The sequence below is a fragment of the Streptomyces sp. NPDC107546 genome (assembly GCF_055639175.1).
Window position 1 is genome coordinate 1 of sequence record NZ_JBVKBA010000062.1, and the last position, 18,252, is coordinate 18,252.

The window sequence follows — 18,252 nt, forward strand, 5'->3', positions numbered from 1 at the left end:
CACGCTACGAGAAACGGGCCTACATCTACCTCGGCACCGTCACCCTCGCAGCACTCATCATCTGGCTCCGCTCATGATCCGAGAAACAGCGCCTAAGACCCTGATTTCAGGCGCATCACACTAGTAGTGCTTCGTCAGGTGCTGGATCTGGTTCGCTGGTGATAAGGGGCGCCGCCACAGGTGGTGCAGGTGCCGGTCCAACACCTCACCAGGTCCTGCATTGTCTGCACACCCTCCCCCCATCGCCCAAGGGTGTCCATCGGTCGCGCGGCTGGGGCCCTCATCTGTTGCACGGCCGTGGCAGGGCAGAACCGGCCCACGACCCCCGACAGGGCATGCGGATCAGACCAGTTCCAGGCCGCCGTCGATCGTGAGGATCTGGCCCGTGAGCCAGGTCGACGCGGGATCGGCGAAGTGAACGATCCAGGACGCCACTTCCTCGGGCTCACCTCGCCTGCCGAGAGGAATCTGTGCGGCCTGCTCCTTCTTGACCCTTGTCACGTCCTCCTCTGTGAGACCGCTCATGGACAGTGCCTCGCTCTCCGTGGGGCCGGGCGCTATGGAGTTCACCCTGACCCCGTCCTTGGCCAGTTCGAGCGCCCAGGTACGAGTCAGCTGTTCCAGCGCGGCCTTGGACGCCGCGTAGTGGGCGGCGCCCGGCTGCGGGCGGTGGCCGTAGGTGCTGGAGATGTTGATGATCGAGCCGTGACTGCGGCGAAGATGGGGAAGTGCCGCTTGGGCGAGCATGGTGGGCGCGACGACGTTGAGGTCGAACAGATCAGTGATGCGCTCGCGTGTCACCTCTTGGAGGGAGACGCGTGCGGTTGCGCCCGCATTGTTCACCAGCACGTCCAGTTGCTTCCACCGGTCGATCGCCGCGCCGATGATGAGCTCGGGAGCCTGCTCCGAGCGCACGTCGACGGCGAGGGTCGCGATGTTGGAGTTGACGGCGGCGGTCTCTTCCAGGGCTGTCTCTCGTCGACCCACACCGAGGACGTGGGCACCCGCCTCGGCCATGGCGATCGCCGTGGCTCGGCCGATCCCCGAGCCTGCGCCGGTTACGATCGCGACGCGACCGTTGAGGGTGGGCTCATGCTTCATGACGGTACTTCCTCACTCTGGTGACAGGTGGCTGAACCGAAGCGAGGGCCCAGCCGGGCATCGACGCCCCGCTTCGCCCTCCTCGGTATCGCGCAGCCTCTGCGCGCGAGGCAGCGCACGAGCTTCCTGGGCAGCGCCACACACCAATGATAATCGATAATCGTCGATGTTCGAAGTATGCTGGAGTCATGCCCAGAGAACTGACCCATCCCGACCTCGAAGCCATCACCCTGGCGAAAGTGCTGTCAGCCCTGGGTGACCCCGTCCGCCTCTACGTCATGAACATCATTGCAGATGGCAACGAACACACACGCAAAGACTTCGATGTGCAGCTCGCCCAGTCCACCTTCAGCCACCACATCAAGGTGCTCCGCGACGCCGGGCTCCTTCTGCAACGGATGGAAGGCACACGCTGCTACGTGTCCCTGCGTGAGGAAGCACGGGAAAGGTTCGCCGCCGTACTCGACAGCGTCCTGGCCACAGACAGAGCCGAACGCACGAAATGATCAGTGCCGGCAGCTGCACAAGGGTCGCAGCCCGGATGATTGGGCCGCAGGGCGGTGCTGCGGGTAACGCGCCGGCGTCCGTCACGGCCGTCAGAGTCGTCGGCCGGTTCGACGTCCTGTCCGGCGACCAGAGCGAGGATCCCGACCGTGCTCGCGGCCTTCACCGAGTTGCTGCTCTGGTAGGTGTCCGAGCAGCCGAAGCGCGCCGCCGACCAGGGCGGCACCAGGTCGGCCCGAGCATGCTCGTCCTTCCAGGCGATGCGGGGTTTGGCCGGATCACGATAGTCGTGCGTGGTGCAGCACACGGCTGCGACCGCATCGGCTCCGGGAACCTCGCAGACCACCGCGCGGGCGCCCGCGATCAGCTGGGTGACGGCGTCCTGTGTGGCAACCGTGTCGTCCATGGAGTCATGCGCGCCCGCTTCTGGCGGCCCTTCAGCACACCGGTCGCCTTCACGACCTCCCGCACGGCCTCGAAGAGGCGAAGTGCGCGGATGGCTTGCCGCCAGAGCTCCTCCTCACCTCGTATGTCGGGTTCCTGCTCTGGCTGGACGGGTTCGACACCACCGTCGAGGAGATCCGATCACTCGCAAGACGCTGCTGGAGCTGCCCGATCCGCCACTGCCCGTGCCGCCGGCCGCGCAGCTGCCGGACCATCCGGCCCACCAGCAGATCATGGCGGTGTTCGCCGCGGCCGATGCCCCGCTGCGGGCGCGGGCGGTGTGTGAGGCGATGGACTTGAATATCGCTCCCAGCAACATCAACAACGTCCGTCTGAGGTTTAAGCGGCTCGCCGAGCGGGGGACCCTGGCCGAGACCGAGCAGCGCTGTTCACCCTGCCACGGCCGGCAACCAGCCTGCTCAGCCCAACCGAAAGGCCAAACCGGGCATCACCTCAGATGCCGCCCTCCGGGGGCGCTCGGTCGCGCCGATGAGCGGACACGTCTGCCGGCCGCCGAGAAAACCCGTTGCGAGTAACCCGCATCGGATGTCTGATTGGTCGGCCACCGTCCAGGGAGGGAACACGAGGGCGTCGCTGCCCACCCCCTCGTTGCACACCGCTCGCTTTCGACTGCGTGCCTTCGAAGACGCGGATGCGAACGACCTCTTCGCACTGCAGAGCAGCGCCCACATCCTGCGTTACTGGGACTCGCCACCGTGGACCGAACGCTCGCGCGCCGAGGAGTTCATCACTGCTTGCCGGCGGATGGAACAGGAGGGCACCGGGGCACGGTTGGCCGTGGATCGTGTCTCCGACGGGGCGTTCATCGGCTGGTGCACCCTGAACAGTTGGAGTCCGGACTTCCGCAGCGCGTCGCTCGGCTACTGCTACGACGATGCAGCGTGGGGACAGGGCTACGCGACCGAGGTTGCGCGCGCTCTGCTGGGGTGGGCGTTCGACACGCTGGACCTCAATCGCGTCCAAGCCGAGGCCGATACGCGCAATGTTGCTTCTGCCCGCGTGCTGGAGAAGCTCGGCTTCGTGCGTGAGGGGACGTTGCGGGAGGACTGCGTCGTCAACGGCGACGTCTCCGACTCGTGGGTCTACGGGCTGCTCAGGCGGGAGTGGCAGCCGTCGTCCGAGCCGGTTCCCACCCACTGAGTTCCGTCGCTCGGCACCCGGTATCGGCCAATACTCCAGTTGTAGATCGCGATCTTGCTGTCCTGTGCCATCGCGTCTTGAGCGGATGCCGCCGAAGGCTGACTACAGGGCGGCTCGTGTCATCGAAGTTCCATTTCCGCTGGTCACAGCCGCTGCTGAGCGCCCGTTTGAGAGGATCGGGGCATGGCGGACTCATCTCTGCAGATCAATGCCCTCATCGTCGATGCCACAGACCCCGAGCGGCTCGCTGCCTTCTGGTCCGAACTGCTCGGTAGGCCGGTCGTGGGACGTATGGGCCCGTACGTCTGGCTGCGGCGGGAGAACGGCCTGGGTCTGGGCTTTCAGCGAACTGCCGAACCCAAGTCGAGCAAGAACCGGCTGCACTTCGACATCACCTCTCCCGATCCCGCCGCCGAGCAGCAACGGATCGAGATGCTCGGCGGGCAGAGGCTGGAGCAGTACGCCGACGGCGGGTTCCTGGTGATGGCGGACCCCGAGGGCAATGAGTTCTGCATCATCCCTGAGGGCCCCTTCGAGCTCGACGACGAGGGGCGCGCGAACTACCTCGGCTGATGGTCAGCCTTCGATGGCACAGGACACTTGCTGGTCGGGACCAGTCTGTGAACGGGTACGGCCGCCGTTGATTAGACACTCCCCGCGGCGGGGACAGCACCCGAACGGAGCCAGCAGACAGGCCGGAGACGTTCACACTGCACACCTACTGCGGCGGGCAGCACCAGCAGCACCCCCCGAGAATGACCATCCCACCCCTGCCAAAGCGACCGCCTGTCCCCAGCACCGCACCAACCGCACGACCGGCCGGTTGACCGCCCGGGCACTGCTGAGCAGCGCCCGCCCGTGCGCCCCCGTTGCCTCACGACGTGTCGGACATCGGAGCCTCAGCCTTGTGTCGCTTCCTCGGCGGTCTGCGTTGATCGGATCAGACCGCCGGGCTTGTGACCTGGCTGTCGCGCACCTTCCGAGTCAGCAGCCCGCAGGTCTCCCACCTGCGCGACCTGCTCGATCGCACCGTGGAGTCGATGCGCTTTCCCGGCCGGTCGGACGGGCGGATCAGCGCAGTCCGGCGAAGAGATCGTTCTCGGGTATGGCCGCGCCAGTGGCGTCCTGGACGCGTACGAAGGTCTCCATGCCCATCAACTCGCCGAACCTCTCCTTGCCCATCCTGAGGAAGAAGATGTTCTCGCCCTGACTGGCGTGCGCGGCCAACGCGTCGAACTTCTGACCGCTGAACGCGGTGGTGTCCACCCACGTGGTGATCTCATCGTCGGGGAGGCCGATCTCGGCCATCGCGGCGGCCTCGGCAGGATCCGGCTCCGGCATGTCCTCACCGAACTCGCGCATGATTTCGCCGAACCGCTGCATCATCGAGCGGGGCATCGTGGTCCAGTACACCTTCGGCGCCAGCGCGGTCATCTCCAGCGCCGCCATTGTGATGCGGTGGGCCTGGATGTGGTCGGGGTGGCCGTAGAAGCCGTTCTCGTCGTAGGTGACGACCACATCAGGTCGGTAGTGCCGCATGAGTTCCGCGAGTCGGGCCGCGCCTTCCTCCACGGGGGTCTGCCAGAAGGATCCGGGGGCGCCGTTGCTCGGCCAGCCCATCATCCCGGAGTCGGCATAGCCCAGCATCTCCAGATCGCTGATCTTCAGGACGTCATAGCTCGCCACAAGTTCCTGACGGCGCATCAAGGCGACCGCCGCCGGATCGTGCCCGGGATCGCCCGGCTTGACACCTCCCGGTCCGTCACCGCAACCGCCGTCGGTACACGTCACGAGAACTGTGCGGATGCCTTCCGCCGCGTACCGCGCGAGGACCCCTCCGGTTCCGGTGGCCTCGTCATCGGGGTGGGCGTGTACTGCCATGAGCGTCAAGGGCCGGTCAGTCATCAAACAGTCCTCCTGCAGGAATACGTCTTGGTCCGCGTTGCGGCGGGCGTACCGCGATCTTGGGGCCCGGATCCTGGCGGGGCGGACGACCTTGTGGTCTCCGTGCTCCCCGCCCGTGCGGCGCCGGTCCCCCGCTCGATGCAACCGTGCAGCCGGGCCCACTGTTCCCCGCGCGGCCGCTTGGCCTTCCAGGCGATCGTCGGTGGCCGGCGTTCTCAAACCACCTGGCTTTTGCGGAAGTCTCGTTCGTGATAGACGCAGGAGCGCCGCCAAAATCCGCCGGAGATCGCCGTTCTCCATGGTGCCACGATGTAGAAAGCCCCGAACCCGCCCTCGCTGCCTCAGATCTGCACGTGGTGATGTGCTGTGCGATGTGCACCGTTACCTGTACGCGGTGCTGACCTGCACTGTTAATTGGGGAGTTGAACCCCCGCGTTGCTCTTCACGCGCCAGGAGTGGGCTGGAAAACCGCCAGCCCTCGGTGTGTGCACGCCTCCGAAGCTGCTACCTGCTCCACATCGTCCCAGCTTGCTGGACTACTCAGTCCAGCAGCTCGACCTCCCAGTTCGTACGCTGGATCCGCACATCGACCTCGCGGATCTCCCGGGCGAGTGCATCCGCCTGGCCACGCAGTTCCGCAACCGGAAGCGCTGAAAGCATCATCAGCTCGGACCGAAGCTGCCGACCGTATCCCCGCTCGCCCTTACCTACCGCCGCGTCCGCCGCCGCCGTGACCACAGAGTGACGCAACCGCAGGACATCCCGGCGTGCAAGGGCATCGGTGAGCGTGCCGTCCGGACCTATTTCAACGGTGGCATTGGTCCGGTTGATCCGCTGGATCAACGTTTCTAGAGCGTTGAGCACCTCACCAGCCTCAGCCAACAACTGAGCTGCATCCTCGGCGGGTGTCTCCCCTTCCTGGTACCGCGCACTGCTGACGATGCGCGCTCGCAGCTGTTCTACGCGGCGCGTCGCCTCCGCACGTTCTGCCAGTGCCTCAGCAAGCTTCACTGTCACCACCTCCCCCCTCCACGAGCCCGCACGAGTATACGAGTGCGAACCAGCTCATACGCACCTGGATTCTGATCCGCCGGAGCCCCGACCAGCCACCGGAGTCAGAGCGGACAGCCGCTCGGAGCACCACGCGGCGGGCCCGCCATGCGTCGGCCGGCCGCTGGAGTTATTGGGTGAACGCCCTGTTGCAGACACCTATGCGGCTCGTGATCGTTGAAGACGGCGAGGCCCTGCCTCCCCTCCATGTGAGGGCTGCACCCGCCCTCTGGTGCAGCCCCACTGCACTGTTCGGGCGCATCCACAACCTCTTGCCTGACCGATCAGCGCAGCTCTCGTTGGTTCCCGCAGGAGGCAAGACATGGGGCACTGGGTGTGCGAGTTCGTGGGCTGTCCCGACATCGGGGACCATCAGCAGGTCGCCGATGAAGACGAGCCCGGCGAGGTCGTCTTCCGCGAACGCCCCTGGCGGCCTCGGCATCGTCGACGGGTTCGTGTGGGACAGCATCGACGAGGCGATGATGGTGGCCCGCTTCCGGTGGGTGGCCGGCGGCGACCCGCCGACGGTGGCACCGAGGGTCCTCGAAGCGGCCGGCGAACAACTTCCACCAGCGGCCGGTGAGGCAGTCCGCGCGTGACCCAGTCGGCCCACCAGGCGGGCGGTGCTGTTGAAACTCGGGTTCTGGCTCAGATTCCGTGATCTGGTTACTGAGCGTTCGGGCCTCCATGAAGTTGTGCTCGGAGAGACTGGGCTATTTGGTCTGCCTGGGCAGCCGTTACTCGCTCCTGCTCTGGTCGCCGAAGCAGCTCGAAAATGCCCGGCCCACGATGCTCTGGTTGCAGATCTGTCATGCGCGGAACGATATGGAAGTGCACGTGCGCGAAGCCTTCGGTTTCGGCAAATTGAACGACGTAGGTCTTGGCGCAACCAGTCATGCTGCGGAGAGCCCGGGAGAGCTTGACCTGCCACACCCCTAGGGCAGAAGCCTCAGCATCGGTGAGATCATGAACTGCGGCAACATGGTGCCGAGGCAGCAGCACCAGCCAGCCGGGCACTGCGGTGTTGAAGGCGTGGGCCACTCGCCAGTGCTGGTCATACACCACGCACTCGCGTGGTGGTAGGTCATCGAACTCTGCTTCCTTGCGGCATGTGTAGCAGTCGGGAATCGTCATGAACTGAGATCGTAGGACTGTCACTCTGTCAAACGCCTGTCGGCCTCAGCCACGAGTCACCAGTCACGCCGAGGGCTGTCCAGCTATTCGCTCATCGACACCCCTCGTGCGCTACAGCGACTGACCGGGCGGCTGACTGGCCAGATCGGGCACCAGGGAATCCGCTTGGGCCCGCCCGCTGATGATGCGTACCCTGTCGGACCATGTGCTACCACGCGTTCAACGGCGCCTTCCGGCACTACGTGTGCGTCGCGTGCCGGCTCGCGTTCAAGGGCAGCACGTGGCCGATCCGGAAGCGCATCTGTCCTGGCTGTCGTGAACAGCTCGTCTTCGCCGGCTACGACTTCGCCGCGCCCCGGCGACGCGACACGAAGGCATGGTCCGTCGTTGCGACCGTGCTCGCGGAGGGGCTTACCTACGATCACCGCCCTGGCTGCGGCTGCTCGCAGCTCCCCTCCTTCCGGCCCCGGACCCGAGCGCAGGTGCGTGTCCGGCGACGCGCGGCCGAGCGGCTGGGCCTGCCTCTGTCGGTGACCCTCGCTCGCCGCGACGCCTTCACCTCGGAGAGCCGCGACGAGCAACCACCCTCTCCGTCGGCCGCGAAGCGCGACACGACCTGAGCCTCGCGTCGACGCGGCATGATGGCGTACATGACCAACGACGTGGATCTGCATCCTGCACGGATACCCAGCTACCACGACGGTCCCTTCGGCCGGCGCCCTGAACTGCTGGACGAGAGGTTTTACTGGATGGGGCACCTCTACTCCTGGGGCTCTGGTGGAGCCGGGCTGTTCTTCGGACCGGGCTTGCGTGGGCAGACCATCGGGCCTACTGGCAGCGTCTTTGACAGCGGGCTGACTGGCCCACCTTCATCATTCCCCTCGCTGCGGGACACCGCTTCCATGTCGTCTACCGCACCGTTCCTGGGGAGCCGGGGGTCGACTACCTGGTGAACCATCCCAGCTGGGCGCGGGCCGAGTTGGTCGCACGGGAGCACTTCATGGGCCCCGGTTTGTCCTGGCCGGACCTGGTCGCCGCTGCGAACAACGGCCTGCCCATCGGCTGTAACGCGTGACCCGCGTCGTTGGCATCACATGCGAGGCGTCCCGTCGACGATCTCCCCCATGTCGTGCACCCGGGCCGCCGTTCCCGGGCCGGTCCGCCTCGCCCTCCAGGTGGTGAAGACCGGCTCGATCAAGGCCCGGCGGGCATCAGACGCGTTACCGAGTCCCAGGCGTTCTCAGTTGTCCACCCCGGCCTCCCACTTGCGTCGGCGCAGCGCGTGGTCGCTGAAGAGGTGTCGGCTCCGGTCGAGCAGTTCCCCCACCTCCGCATCGCCGCCGTGGCGCCCGGCCTTGGGGCGGCGGACCTGGATCTCGGTGCCATCGATCCGCAGCTCAACGCCTTCGGCTTCGGCATGGGCGAAGACATCGGCCAGGGTACGCAGGCGGATGCCGGGCCGGCCGGGGACGGCGCAGCCGCGGGCGGCGAGCGGCGGGCGGATCTCGTGCATGGCGCGGGTGACGGTGGGGCGGGTCACGCCGTAAAGCTCGGCGAGCGCCGCGTGCGGCAGATGCAGGCGCAGGGCAGACAACGGTGACCAGGACCTGGTCGGTGAAGACCAGTCTGTGGTCCGGCCCTGCGCCGGCCACCCGCTTGCGTTCTCCGCCTCTGCGCTCGCGCAGTGCGGACTCGCACCGGGCCGTCCACGGACCGGCCAACGGTTAACTCCTCGATCGAACTGCCGAGTTGTGCACGATCAAGACCGCAGAAGGCAGAACGGGACAAGGCCGCACGGGCTCGGTAATGCGTCACAACATCACCAACCCGTGCGGTCCGCCTCACGTCACGATGCGCCGGCGGCCCGACCGGCGTAGGACTTCGCGAGCAGTTCCTCCACCGGAGCGCTCTTCGCCGCCGAGTAGGCCACCCTGCCCTCGCTGTCGGCAGGGAACCGTTGCGCCAGGGCGACCTTCAAGGCGCTGTAGCGCTGGACCTCATCGGGCCGCTGACGCAGGTAGTCACGGAGTAGTACGTGATCAAGGTGGGGCTTCGAGCCCGCGACCACGGCGTACAGATGATGTTCTGGAACCGCAGGAGGGGCCTGGAATGCCTCCCGCCCCCGAATCCCCAGATCGCCTTCGTGCCGGTAGCCCTGCCCGGCGAGCCGGGAGATCAACTCCGGTATGACGGCCTCCTCGGACACCACGATGTCGAGGTCGATGATCGGCTTGGCGGCACACTCGGGTACGGCCGTACTGCCGACATGCTCGATGGACACAGCCAGATCAACGACGTGAGGTGCCAGTCGCTGCCGCAGATCCTCGAACCGCTCGGGCCATCGGGGGTCGTAGTCACTGACCACGATCATGTCAGTCATGTCGGCAGTCTCGCAGGATAGATCGGCAGTCTCGCAGGATAGACCAGGGCCCATCGCATCCCTCGGAGATCCCTGGCTATCGCGTACCGAGTCGTAAGGCCTCGCCGCAGCACGCACGCCAAACCGTGAGCTGATGGCACAGCTCAACCGCTGACCGTGTCAGTCCGCGTCAGCCTCGAGGCGGTGCGCGAGATCGATCAGATCGGCCAGACGCAGCACCCGTCCGTCGAATCCTGGCAGGGGGACATGCAAGAGCTCAGTCCAGCGGGCAGGGATGGCATCCAATCCGTGATAGGCGCCCGCGAGAGCTCCGGTGACCGCGGCGACCGTGTCTGTATCACCGCCCACGTCAATCGCCGCGCGAATGGCGTCCTCGAAGCCGGTTGTGCTGCGCAGAGCCCAGACCGCCGATCCCAGGCAGGGCCAGACTGCGCCGTTGAACTCGGTTGCCTGGTCGGGATGCCAGTCAGCAGCAAGGACTGTGGCGTATCGCCGACGGTGGTCGGGATGGACGAGATCCAGAACATCAGGAAGGGCGCAGAGGGGGTCGGCGCCTGACAGGCTGAGGCGGATGAGTTCGTGGAATATGGCAGTGCCTTCCCAGGCGGCGCGGTCGCCGTGGGTAAGGGCAGCGATGCGCCGGGCGGCATCCATCGTGGCCGACTGGCCAGCGCTTGCAAAGTAGACCGCGGATGTCGACGCCCTCATCAATGAGCCGTTGCCGGCTGCTCGCTGGTTGACTTGGAAATGAATTGCGGCGGCCAGATCCCACGGCATGCCGTTCGTCAGCACGTCCTCGGTCTGCAGGCCGATGTCTTTGGGGTCAGCTGCCGCCCACCGCTGGAAGCGAGTGAAGATGTCCGGCAAGTCCAGTCCTCCTCGCTTGAGTAGCGACTCCGCGACGAGAACGGCCATCTGCGTGTCGTCCGTGGCTTCGCCCGGTTCCCAACCGCCGCCTCCGCACATCTCGCCACCGCAGCCTGCTTCTGGGAACCGAGCGGAGAAGGCACCCGGGGGACCGAACTCGAAAGGGGCTCCCAGCGCGTCGCCCACCGCTGAGCCGACGACCGTCGCGATGACTCGCTCCATACGCTTCATCCGCGCAGGTTATCGGCGTCACACGACAGCGCACCGACCAATTCTTCACTCTCTGCCGGAGACCAAGGCGGCTTCGGTTCCGCTCGTTCGGTCGCTGTCGCCGGACGACGGACTCACAGATCCGCGCGGCGTGCCACGTCGCAGTGCATCCCGAGCAGCTTGGTCCGCACATCTCTCGCGCACCCGCGCTGAGGAGGTCATGTACGTGTCGGGGCCGGGCTCACAGCCCTTGTGGAACGGATCGCAGCAGCGCAGGGTGCGCAGCGGTACTTGACCTGCTCGCTCAACTCCCCCACCACCTGCACGCTGACTTGCGGACAGGCGCCGTGATCTTGTGACCGGCCGGCAGAACGGCACCGTGTCCATGATCACCCAGTGAAAGCCGAGGGTCGGCGAAGGCATCCGCACATCGTCGTGCCGCGTGACCGGCCAGGCCGGCAGCCGGTTTATGCCGGCGATCCGCTGGACCGCCCGATCGGCCGCGGCCGGCCGCGACGCGAGATGCGGGTCGGCCCCCGCAAACGGGAAGGCGGGCGTCGCAGTGGTCATTCGGACACCTTGGGGATTGCCCTCGAAGACCGAAACGAGGACCATTCCCCGCTTCGTGCTATGGTCACGCCTGACGCCTAAGCGGGGAATGGTCCCCACTTCAATCCGGGAGCCGCCGATGCGCACGCAGCACCCCACCGTCCGACTCGCCGACCTCACCGACGACTTCACCGCCGATCCCTACTCCGCCTTCACCGCGCTGCGCTCCCGCGGTTCTGTCCACCACGTGCGTTTCCCCACCGGGGACGAGTCATGGCTTGTGATCGGGTACGAGGAAGTGCGCGCCGCGTTCGCCGACCCCAGGCTGCGCAATGACGTGCGGCACTCTGCCGACTTCGAGGACGACGGGCTGTACGCCGTGGGCCGCAACATGCTCCAGGTCGATCCGCCCGATCACACCCGCCTGCGGAGGCTGGTGGCCCGCGAGTTCACCGCCCGCCGCGTACAGGCGCTGCGGCCCCGCGTTCAGGAGGCGGCCGGTGCGCTGCTGGACGCCGTGGTCGCCGACGGCCGTGCCGACCTTGTGGCTGCATACGCCTATCCGCTGCCGCTCACGATCATCTGCGAACTGCTCGGCGTGCCAGACGTGGACCGGACTGCCTTCCGGGCGTGGTCCACGAAAGTCGTCGCCCTCGACGATGCGGAGCAGTCCGCCCGCGCCACGCAGGAGATGGCCGCATACCTCGCGGGGCTGGCGGAGGAGAAACGGCGGCTTCGGGACGCGGCCGAGAGCGATCTGCTGCACGCCCTGGTCCGCAGCCACGACGGGGACGGCGCCGACCGACTCACCCCGGAGGAACTGCTCGGCATGGCCTTCTTGCTGCTCGTCGCAGGGCACGAGACCACCGTCAACCTCATCGCCAACGCCGTCCACCTGCTGCTCGGCCATCCTGGGCAGCTCGCCGCCCTCCGCGCCGACCCCGAGTTGCTGAAGGGCGCCGTGGAGGAGACGCTCCGCTTCGAGTCGCCCGTACCGGCGGGCACCTACCGCTACACCGCCGAACCGATCAGCCTCGGCGGCGCCCGGATACCGGCGGGCGCGCGTGTCGTGCTCTCCATCGCCGCCGCGAACCGCGACCCCGCGCGCTTCCCCGCCCCCGAACGGTTCGACATCCGCCGCAATCCGGCCGCGACCCGTGCCCACCTCGCCTTCGGGCACGGCCTGCACCACTGCCTGGGCGCCCCACTGGCCCGCCTGGAGGCGACCCTGGCCCTGCGCATCCTGCTGGACCGCTTCCCCCGCCTGGTCTTCGACGGTGACGGCACACCGCGGTGGCGCACCAGTCTCATGCGGAGCCTGCGAGAGTTGCCGGTGCGCTGGTAGACGTGGGTCCCCGCCGCCGAGCACGAACGCCGATCTGTACATCGGGTCCCCCTTTCGACGCCGGTGGGCCTCATGCCCACAGCAACGAAGGGGGGAATGGTCCCTGTTTGCTCAATCGTCGGTAGCATCTGTACCGGGGAGCACTCTCCGGTACGGGGACGGGACGGAAAAGAAGGAGACGCGATGGGCGGCCACGCGCCGACTGGGCGCCGCGACGCGTTGCGCAACCGGAAGTTGCTGACGCAGACGGCCCGCGATGTCTTCGCCGAACAGGGGCTAGACGCTCCGCTCGACGTCATCGCTCGGCGCGCGGGTGTCGGCAACGCGACCCTCTACCGCCACTTTCCGACCCGCGCCGCGCTCGTGGACGAGGTCTTCCGGGATGCTCTCACCGAGACCATGGCCGCCGGCGCGCGAGCGCGCACCGCCGAGGACGCGTGGACAGGGCTGACGCAGTACCTGCACACCGTGTTCGCGACGCTTGCCGCAGACCGCGGCACCAACGACCTCATGACCACGAGCCTGGAAGGCGTGACCTCTCTGGAGGCCATCCACGCCCATAACCGCGACACCATCGCAGACCTGCTCCGCCGCGGCCAGGTGCAGGGCACCATCCGCCCAAACCTCACCACCGAGGACGTGCTCTTCGCCCTCGCGGCGCTGGGCCGGGTCGTGCCTGCGCTGAGCACCGTCGCCCCGGACGCTTGGACCCGCCCGCTTGCCTTGCTTCTCGACAGTTTCCGCGCCCACGCGGCCACGTCCACCCTGCCCGTGCCGCCCCTGACCTCCGCCCAGCTCGGCAACGTGCTCCTCGAGCTCGGCCCGCACCGGAGGCGTTGAAAAAGGCCGTGAGGGAGATCGTCCCCCTCACCCTCCCACGGTCACTTCAGCGTTTGCTACCCGACAAAGAGAAAGGGGAAATCCGCCCCAAACCGGCGCAATATCCCTGCTGGAAAGTAGCAACACCCAACGGCCAACTACCTGCGGAGCCATGAGCGAGCCTGGCCGTTTTCACGGCTCTGGCCGCGGTTGCGTGATGGCTATGACCAAGTGCGGATCTGCCGCACAGCTGGACTGGCAGCACCTCTCTGGGGCCATGTCTTGGCTGACAAACGGGAAGGCGAGCCGGGTTGGCTCAGACGGACGTTGCCCTGGCCCATGGGGGAGTTCATGAGGTCCCCCACGGGGACGTGGGCTGTGGCTTTCAGTAGCCGATGGTGAAGCGGCGCTGCACGAAGCGTGGCAGCTCCGCCTCATCGATCAAGGCGATGGCCGTGTCCTCCACCGAGATGCGGCTGCGGCCGTCAGCGTCCAGGACCGGCTGGTCGCCGCCGATTCGGAAGCGGCCGGTGCGCTCGCCGGGGCCGATCTCCTCCGCGGGGCTGAAGTAGGTCCAGAGCCGGTTTGAGGTCCGCAGGACGGCCAGGGCGTCGCGGTGACCGCGTACCGCTGCGGCGTATTCGCGGGGCAGCCCAAGCTGGTCGAGGGCGGCGTGCAGCAGCTCGTCGGAGTCTGCTCGCACCACTCCCGGTTCGATTTCGAGGCTGCCGGCGCCACCGATCACGATGAGCCGGGTCTGTGGGCGGCTCTCCAGAGCCTTCAGCAGGGCTCGCGCCGCTGTCGCATAGACGGTCGGGTCGGCGATCGAGCGCCGGACGGTGTCCGCGAAGTCCTTGGCCGCATTGCCCGGCTGGAATCCGCTGATCAGGACGTCGAGTCCGGGCAGGACGCCGGCGATGCTCTTCGGGTCAAGGACGTCGACGCTGGTCCAGGTGATGTTGTCGCGACGCTCCTCGCGCTGGGCCTGAACGGCGTCCCGGCTGAACGCCTTGACGTTGTGGCCGCGGTCGAGGGCCTCAGTGACGACTCGGCTGCCGATGGTGCCCGTGGCTCCGATGACTCCGATGTGCATGGTTCTCCCCTGTGCATGCCGAAGTGGGACGCCACTGATGGTGACGCCGTGAAGAAACTATACGCCGTGAAGTTTACGCATTGGGCTAAGTAAGTCGACGCTGTAGAGTGCGCGTTGTGACAGTCACGGGAAGCAGGGGAAGGCGCGAGCGGCTACGGGCCGAGACCACGGCCGAAATCAAGAAGGTGGCACTGTCGTTGATGGCCAAGGGTGGGCCGGACGCCATCACCCTGCGGGCCATCGCCCGCGAGATGGGCATGACCGCCAACGCCATCTACGGGTACTTCCCGACCAGGGACGACCTGGTCACCACACTGATCAACGACGTGTACACCGCCTTGGCCGACGCTGTGGACACGGCCTGGGAAACCACGCCCTCCGCCGATCCCGCCGTCCGGATCGAGGCATGGGCCAACGCCTTCCGGACCTGGGCCCTGGTCAACCCCCAGGGGTTCCGCCTCATCTACGGCGACCCCGTGCCCGGCTACCAGGCCCCCGAGGGAGGCCCCGCCCCGGATGCCGCACGCCGGGTCTGCACCGGGCTCACCGCCCTCGCGGCAGCCGCCTGGCCCCACACCCGGAACCTCTACCAGGACAGCATCTTCGACTGGTCCGACTTCGACCCTGGGCTCCTCGAGAAGGTGCGTCCCGCCTTCCCCGACCTGCCGCCCGCAGCCGTCGCCCTCGCCCTGCGCATCTGGGGGCACCTGCATGGACTGGTGTCACTGGAGGTCTACGGCCACATGCGCACCCAGACCACTAGCCCGGAGAAGCTCTTCCAGGAGGAACTCGCCCAGCTCATACAGACGCTGGGCATCCCACGTCGGCGCTGAGCGTCCCAAGCGCCGACAGGCTCTTTGAACTGCGGAATTGGGCATGCCCAAAGTGGGGGGATGGAGACGTTCGCGGCTCTGTCCGCAAGTTCCGTGAAGGTCATGGCTGGGTGAGGATGCGGGTCCGGAGGAGTTCGAACGAGGCCCGGCCATACATGGCCCGCTTGAGTGTTTTAACCGGGTTCACGTGGCCTTCGACCACCCCGGAGCTCCAGGGCAGGGTCAGTCCGGCGGTTACGGCGTCGAGGTCCTGGCGGAGGAAGCCGGCGAAGCCCTTCACGGGCTTCGGCGCGTCCTGTTCGGCCTGCCGGATCCACTCCAGCAGGAGGTATCCGCGCTGGTGGCGAACCAGGTCGGCGAAGGCTCGGGCGAGGTCGCAGGCCCGGGTGATGTCCGGACAGGCGAGCCGGACTTGAAGGAGGCGCTCGTCCTGGCTTTCGGTCGGTGTCTCTCGGGGCCGCATGATCCACGACGTGATCTTGCGAGGGCTCGGAATGTCGGCCCGGACCCGTTCTGCGGTGCCAGCGCGGAGGGCGGCGAGGTGTTCGCGGACAACTTGGCGGCTGCCGCGGTAGCCGCGAGCCTGGATCTCAAGGAACAGCCGGGTGCCGCTGACCTGGCCTTGCGCCTCAGTGAAGCGGGCGTTGAGGTATGCCTTGAAGGGCTCCAGGACGCCGTTGGGGCGGCGGTCACGGGCGGAGGCCAGCAGATCGTCGAGGTCGGTGTCGCGAAAGCGGCGCACGGTCTTGCGGTCGAGGTTCAGACGGCGGGCGATGGCGCTGACCATCCGGCGTTTCTCCAGCAGGCGGTGGATGTCCTCGTAGCGGTGGCGGGTGCGTTCGATGATCTGGGTGCGGGGCAGTTCCGCGGGCGGTAACAGCATCGGGGGCGGCTCCGGCACCTCGGTCACCGTCTCCTCCTCGGCGCGTTTGCGCAGGCAGTCGCGGTGCTGGCGACAGGTCTTCTCCACCGCGGCGGACAGGTTCTGCAGCAGCTGCCGGCGATCAGCGACTTCCAGGGCACTGGGGGCGGCTTCCTTGACCGCCTTGGTGTAGGCAGTGGCCCGGTCCCGGCAGGTGATCTCGGCTCCGGGATGCTCGGTGAGCCAGGCCGCGAACGTCTCGGAGGTGCGGTCGGGCAGCACGTCCACGACCCGGCCGGCCTCGACGTCGACCAGCACCGTGCCGTAGGTGCAGCCCTTGCGGAAGGCGAACTCGTCCACCCCGAGCACCCGCGGGGCACGGTCCGGCACCGCCGGCGCCGTCAGCAGCCTGAGCAGACGCGTCCGGCCCGCGGTCAGCCGCAGTCGGCGGCACAGCCGTGCGGCGGGACGGCCGCCGAGCTCGATCGCGATCGACCGCAGCCAGTCCGCCAACCCGGTACTGGAACGGCGGTAGCGCGTGGACGGACCCGGCACCTGCTCGACGAACGTCGTACGGGAACAGCTCTTCCGGTCGCAGAAGTACCGGCGCACCCGCAGCCGAACGATGACCCGGCGTGAGCCCAACGGCCGCTCATCCAGGGCGCGTTGATACGTGCTCTGCACGCGGCGGGCCTGCTTGCGACAGTTCGGGCACCGGCCTGGACGGGCCGTCGACACCGCCTCCACCATCAGGATGCCTGAGGAGTCGCTCACCCCCTCCACCCGCACATCGATCCCGGGAAACAGCACATCCTCGACCGTCTTGCTCTCCACGGCAGGAAGTACGCTGCCGAAACGATCCCGCGTTCCCGCCCTGACCTGGGGATTCACAGAACTGCGGACAGAGCCGTTTTCACAGGTCCGCATCAGTTGATGGGGCTATTTGAACTTCCCCAGCAGGTGCTCGGGGTGGCCTCAGAGTTGCTCGGCCTACTTCCCCCGACAGACCCGCGCTGACCTGCGGACGGGCGCCACACGGGCGGGGTCGCCCAGTAGCCGACCAGCACCAGGCCGGCGTCCTCGCCGACGGCCGGCTACGTGACTTCGGCCAGTTGCGTGGCTACAGCTTCGCTACCTGGTGCAGGGGGGAGGCGGTCCGATGGGGCGGCGACACGATGATGCCGTACGCCTGCGCTGTGGCTGTTGAGATTTCCGGTGTGTGCGTGAGCCCCGGTGACTACATCTACATGGACAGCGCCGGTGGCGTCGTGATTCCCTCCGCCAGCCTGCGGCGGGTGCTTGCCATCGCCGACGGCCATCGCCGGTTGGCCCGGCTGACGGGCGGGCCCAAGAGCATGAGCATGCCTCGGATCACGGAATTCGGCCCGGCGTGGGGCTCCGTGAGCAACCCGGTCGAGCCCGGGCACACGGTGCCCGCCCAAGCCATCTCCGGCCCGCCTCAAGGCAGAAGATGCTGGACAGCCACCCCCGTGATTGCCTGGTGATGGTGGGCTGGGCACGGCCTTTGGACCGCAAACCGGCATGCAGCGCCACAAGGACAGGAGTCATGACGCACTACACGGGGCTACCCGGAAATGATTGTCCCGGTCGGCCATGTCGAGGGGGCTTCACTGCCATCGATCGGCCCGGGAATGGCGCATCCGTTGTCATCTTGTTGATCGCTGTTCTTCGGCGGGGTGAAGTCATCTCCGATTCTCACGCAGGGCCGTTCGCGTCCCTTGGCCTTGTGCGCAGTGGAGACGGTCACCTCGGCCTGCTACTCGGGGGTGAGTCCGGAAACAGCCTCGTGGACGGCGTCGGTGCCGTGCTTGTCGACGAGGTCGACCAGGGCTGCATGTCGCGTCCGGCCGGATCGGCGGCGTGCGTTCAGGCGGCGGAACTAGGAGCTGTCCGGCCGATCACAGTCGTGGGCGGTCCGGCATGATGCCGGGGTGAGCATCATCGTCGAGTTCTTCGCGGCTCCGGATGACACGT

The 18,252-nt window shown here is 67.2% G+C and carries 19 protein-coding genes and 1 pseudogene; 10 read left to right on the top strand and 10 right to left on the bottom strand.

The genetic code is table 11. The annotated features are described in order from the left end of the window. Positions 1-342: 342 nt before the first annotated feature. Positions 343-1,101, bottom strand: a complete 759-nt coding sequence (locus tag ACZ7L1_RS38060) for an SDR family NAD(P)-dependent oxidoreductase (RefSeq protein WP_471444133.1) — start codon at positions 1,099-1,101, stop codon at positions 343-345. Positions 1,102-1,289: 188 nt separating this feature from the next. Between ACZ7L1_RS38060 and ACZ7L1_RS38065 the strand changes: the two genes are divergently transcribed. Further along, entirely contained in the window at positions 1,290-1,607 is a 318-nt protein-coding gene (locus ACZ7L1_RS38065; RefSeq protein WP_471444135.1) for an ArsR/SmtB family transcription factor, read from the top strand. Positions 1,608-1,657: 50 nt separating this feature from the next. On the opposite strand, the pseudogene ACZ7L1_RS38070 reads toward ACZ7L1_RS38065, so the two are convergent. Then, a pseudogene (locus tag ACZ7L1_RS38070) lies at positions 1,658-2,094 on the bottom strand (IS5/IS1182 family transposase); the annotation flags it as partial. A 501-nt stretch (positions 2,095-2,595) separates the two neighbouring features. Between ACZ7L1_RS38070 and ACZ7L1_RS38075 the strand changes: the two are divergent. Next, positions 2,596-3,210: a GNAT family N-acetyltransferase gene (locus ACZ7L1_RS38075; RefSeq protein ID WP_471444136.1), complete on the top strand. Its 615-nt coding sequence runs from the start codon at positions 2,596-2,598 to the stop codon at positions 3,208-3,210. Between the two features lie 183 nt (positions 3,211-3,393). Next, positions 3,394-3,783, top strand: coding sequence for a VOC family protein (locus ACZ7L1_RS38080; protein WP_471444138.1), 390 nt, complete (start codon positions 3,394-3,396; stop codon positions 3,781-3,783). Positions 3,784-4,281: 498 nt separating this feature from the next. Here the strand turns inward: ACZ7L1_RS38080 and ACZ7L1_RS38085 are convergent, their stop codons facing one another. Next, the gene (locus ACZ7L1_RS38085; protein WP_471444140.1) at positions 4,282-5,115 is read right to left on the bottom strand and encodes a PIG-L family deacetylase; all 834 of its coding nucleotides are present in this window, start codon (positions 5,113-5,115) and stop codon (positions 4,282-4,284) included. 540 nt (positions 5,116-5,655) lie between these two features. Then, complete coding sequence (locus ACZ7L1_RS38090) at positions 5,656-6,126, bottom strand: DIP1984 family protein (RefSeq protein WP_471444165.1); 471 nt, start codon at positions 6,124-6,126, stop codon at positions 5,656-5,658. Between the two features lie 425 nt (positions 6,127-6,551). Between ACZ7L1_RS38090 and ACZ7L1_RS38095 the strand changes: the two genes are divergently transcribed. Further along, complete coding sequence (locus ACZ7L1_RS38095; protein WP_471444142.1) at positions 6,552-6,764, top strand: hypothetical protein; 213 nt, start codon at positions 6,552-6,554, stop codon at positions 6,762-6,764. A gap of 67 nt (positions 6,765-6,831) precedes the next feature. Here ACZ7L1_RS38095 and ACZ7L1_RS38100 read toward each other — a convergent pair whose 3' ends face one another. Then, positions 6,832-7,299: an HIT family protein gene (locus ACZ7L1_RS38100; RefSeq protein WP_471444143.1), complete on the bottom strand. Its 468-nt coding sequence runs from the start codon at positions 7,297-7,299 to the stop codon at positions 6,832-6,834. 203 nt (positions 7,300-7,502) lie between these two features. Between ACZ7L1_RS38100 and ACZ7L1_RS38105 the strand changes: the two genes are divergently transcribed. After that, complete coding sequence (locus ACZ7L1_RS38105; protein ID WP_471444145.1) at positions 7,503-7,919, top strand: hypothetical protein; 417 nt, start codon at positions 7,503-7,505, stop codon at positions 7,917-7,919. Between the two features lie 329 nt (positions 7,920-8,248). Then, entirely contained in the window at positions 8,249-8,374 is a 126-nt protein-coding gene (locus tag ACZ7L1_RS38110; protein ID WP_471444147.1) for a hypothetical protein, read from the top strand. Positions 8,375-8,539: 165 nt separating this feature from the next. On the opposite strand, the gene ACZ7L1_RS38115 is transcribed toward ACZ7L1_RS38110, so the two are convergent. From ACZ7L1_RS38115 to ACZ7L1_RS38125, 3 genes are all read right to left on the bottom strand, one after another. Then, positions 8,540-8,893, bottom strand: coding sequence for a transposase family protein (locus tag ACZ7L1_RS38115; protein WP_471444149.1), 354 nt, complete (start codon positions 8,891-8,893; stop codon positions 8,540-8,542). A 252-nt stretch (positions 8,894-9,145) separates the two neighbouring features. Beyond that, a complete protein-coding gene (locus ACZ7L1_RS38120; protein ID WP_471444151.1) occupies positions 9,146-9,679 on the bottom strand; it encodes a GrpB family protein in 534 nt (177 codons plus the stop codon). A 159-nt stretch (positions 9,680-9,838) separates the two neighbouring features. Next, the gene (locus ACZ7L1_RS38125; protein ID WP_471444153.1) at positions 9,839-10,777 is read right to left on the bottom strand and encodes an ADP-ribosylglycohydrolase family protein; all 939 of its coding nucleotides are present in this window, start codon (positions 10,775-10,777) and stop codon (positions 9,839-9,841) included. A 667-nt stretch (positions 10,778-11,444) separates the two neighbouring features. On the opposite strand from ACZ7L1_RS38125, the gene ACZ7L1_RS38130 reads away from it, so the two are divergent. Together ACZ7L1_RS38130 and ACZ7L1_RS38135 are read left to right on the top strand one after the other, a co-directional pair. Next, positions 11,445-12,650, top strand: a complete 1,206-nt coding sequence (locus tag ACZ7L1_RS38130; RefSeq protein WP_471444155.1) for a cytochrome P450 family protein — start codon at positions 11,445-11,447, stop codon at positions 12,648-12,650. 183 nt (positions 12,651-12,833) lie between these two features. Beyond that, a complete protein-coding gene (locus tag ACZ7L1_RS38135; protein ID WP_471444157.1) occupies positions 12,834-13,490 on the top strand; it encodes a TetR/AcrR family transcriptional regulator in 657 nt (218 codons plus the stop codon). Between the two features lie 364 nt (positions 13,491-13,854). Here the strand turns inward: ACZ7L1_RS38135 and ACZ7L1_RS38140 are convergent, their stop codons facing one another. Continuing rightward, complete coding sequence (locus ACZ7L1_RS38140) at positions 13,855-14,562, bottom strand: NAD(P)-dependent oxidoreductase (RefSeq protein ID WP_471444159.1); 708 nt, start codon at positions 14,560-14,562, stop codon at positions 13,855-13,857. Between the two features lie 116 nt (positions 14,563-14,678). Between ACZ7L1_RS38140 and ACZ7L1_RS38145 the strand changes: the two genes are divergently transcribed. Then, entirely contained in the window at positions 14,679-15,395 is a 717-nt protein-coding gene (locus ACZ7L1_RS38145) for a TetR/AcrR family transcriptional regulator (protein WP_471444161.1), read from the top strand. 100 nt (positions 15,396-15,495) lie between these two features. Here the strand turns inward: ACZ7L1_RS38145 and ACZ7L1_RS38150 are convergent, their stop codons facing one another. After that, positions 15,496-17,091, bottom strand: coding sequence for an ISL3 family transposase (locus ACZ7L1_RS38150; RefSeq protein ID WP_471444163.1), 1,596 nt, complete (start codon positions 17,089-17,091; stop codon positions 15,496-15,498). Positions 17,092-17,270: 179 nt separating this feature from the next. On the opposite strand from ACZ7L1_RS38150, the gene ACZ7L1_RS38155 reads away from it, so the two are divergent. Next, positions 17,271-17,762: an RraA family protein gene (locus ACZ7L1_RS38155; protein WP_471444167.1), complete on the top strand. Its 492-nt coding sequence runs from the start codon at positions 17,271-17,273 to the stop codon at positions 17,760-17,762. Positions 17,763-18,252 lie beyond the last annotated feature (490 nt).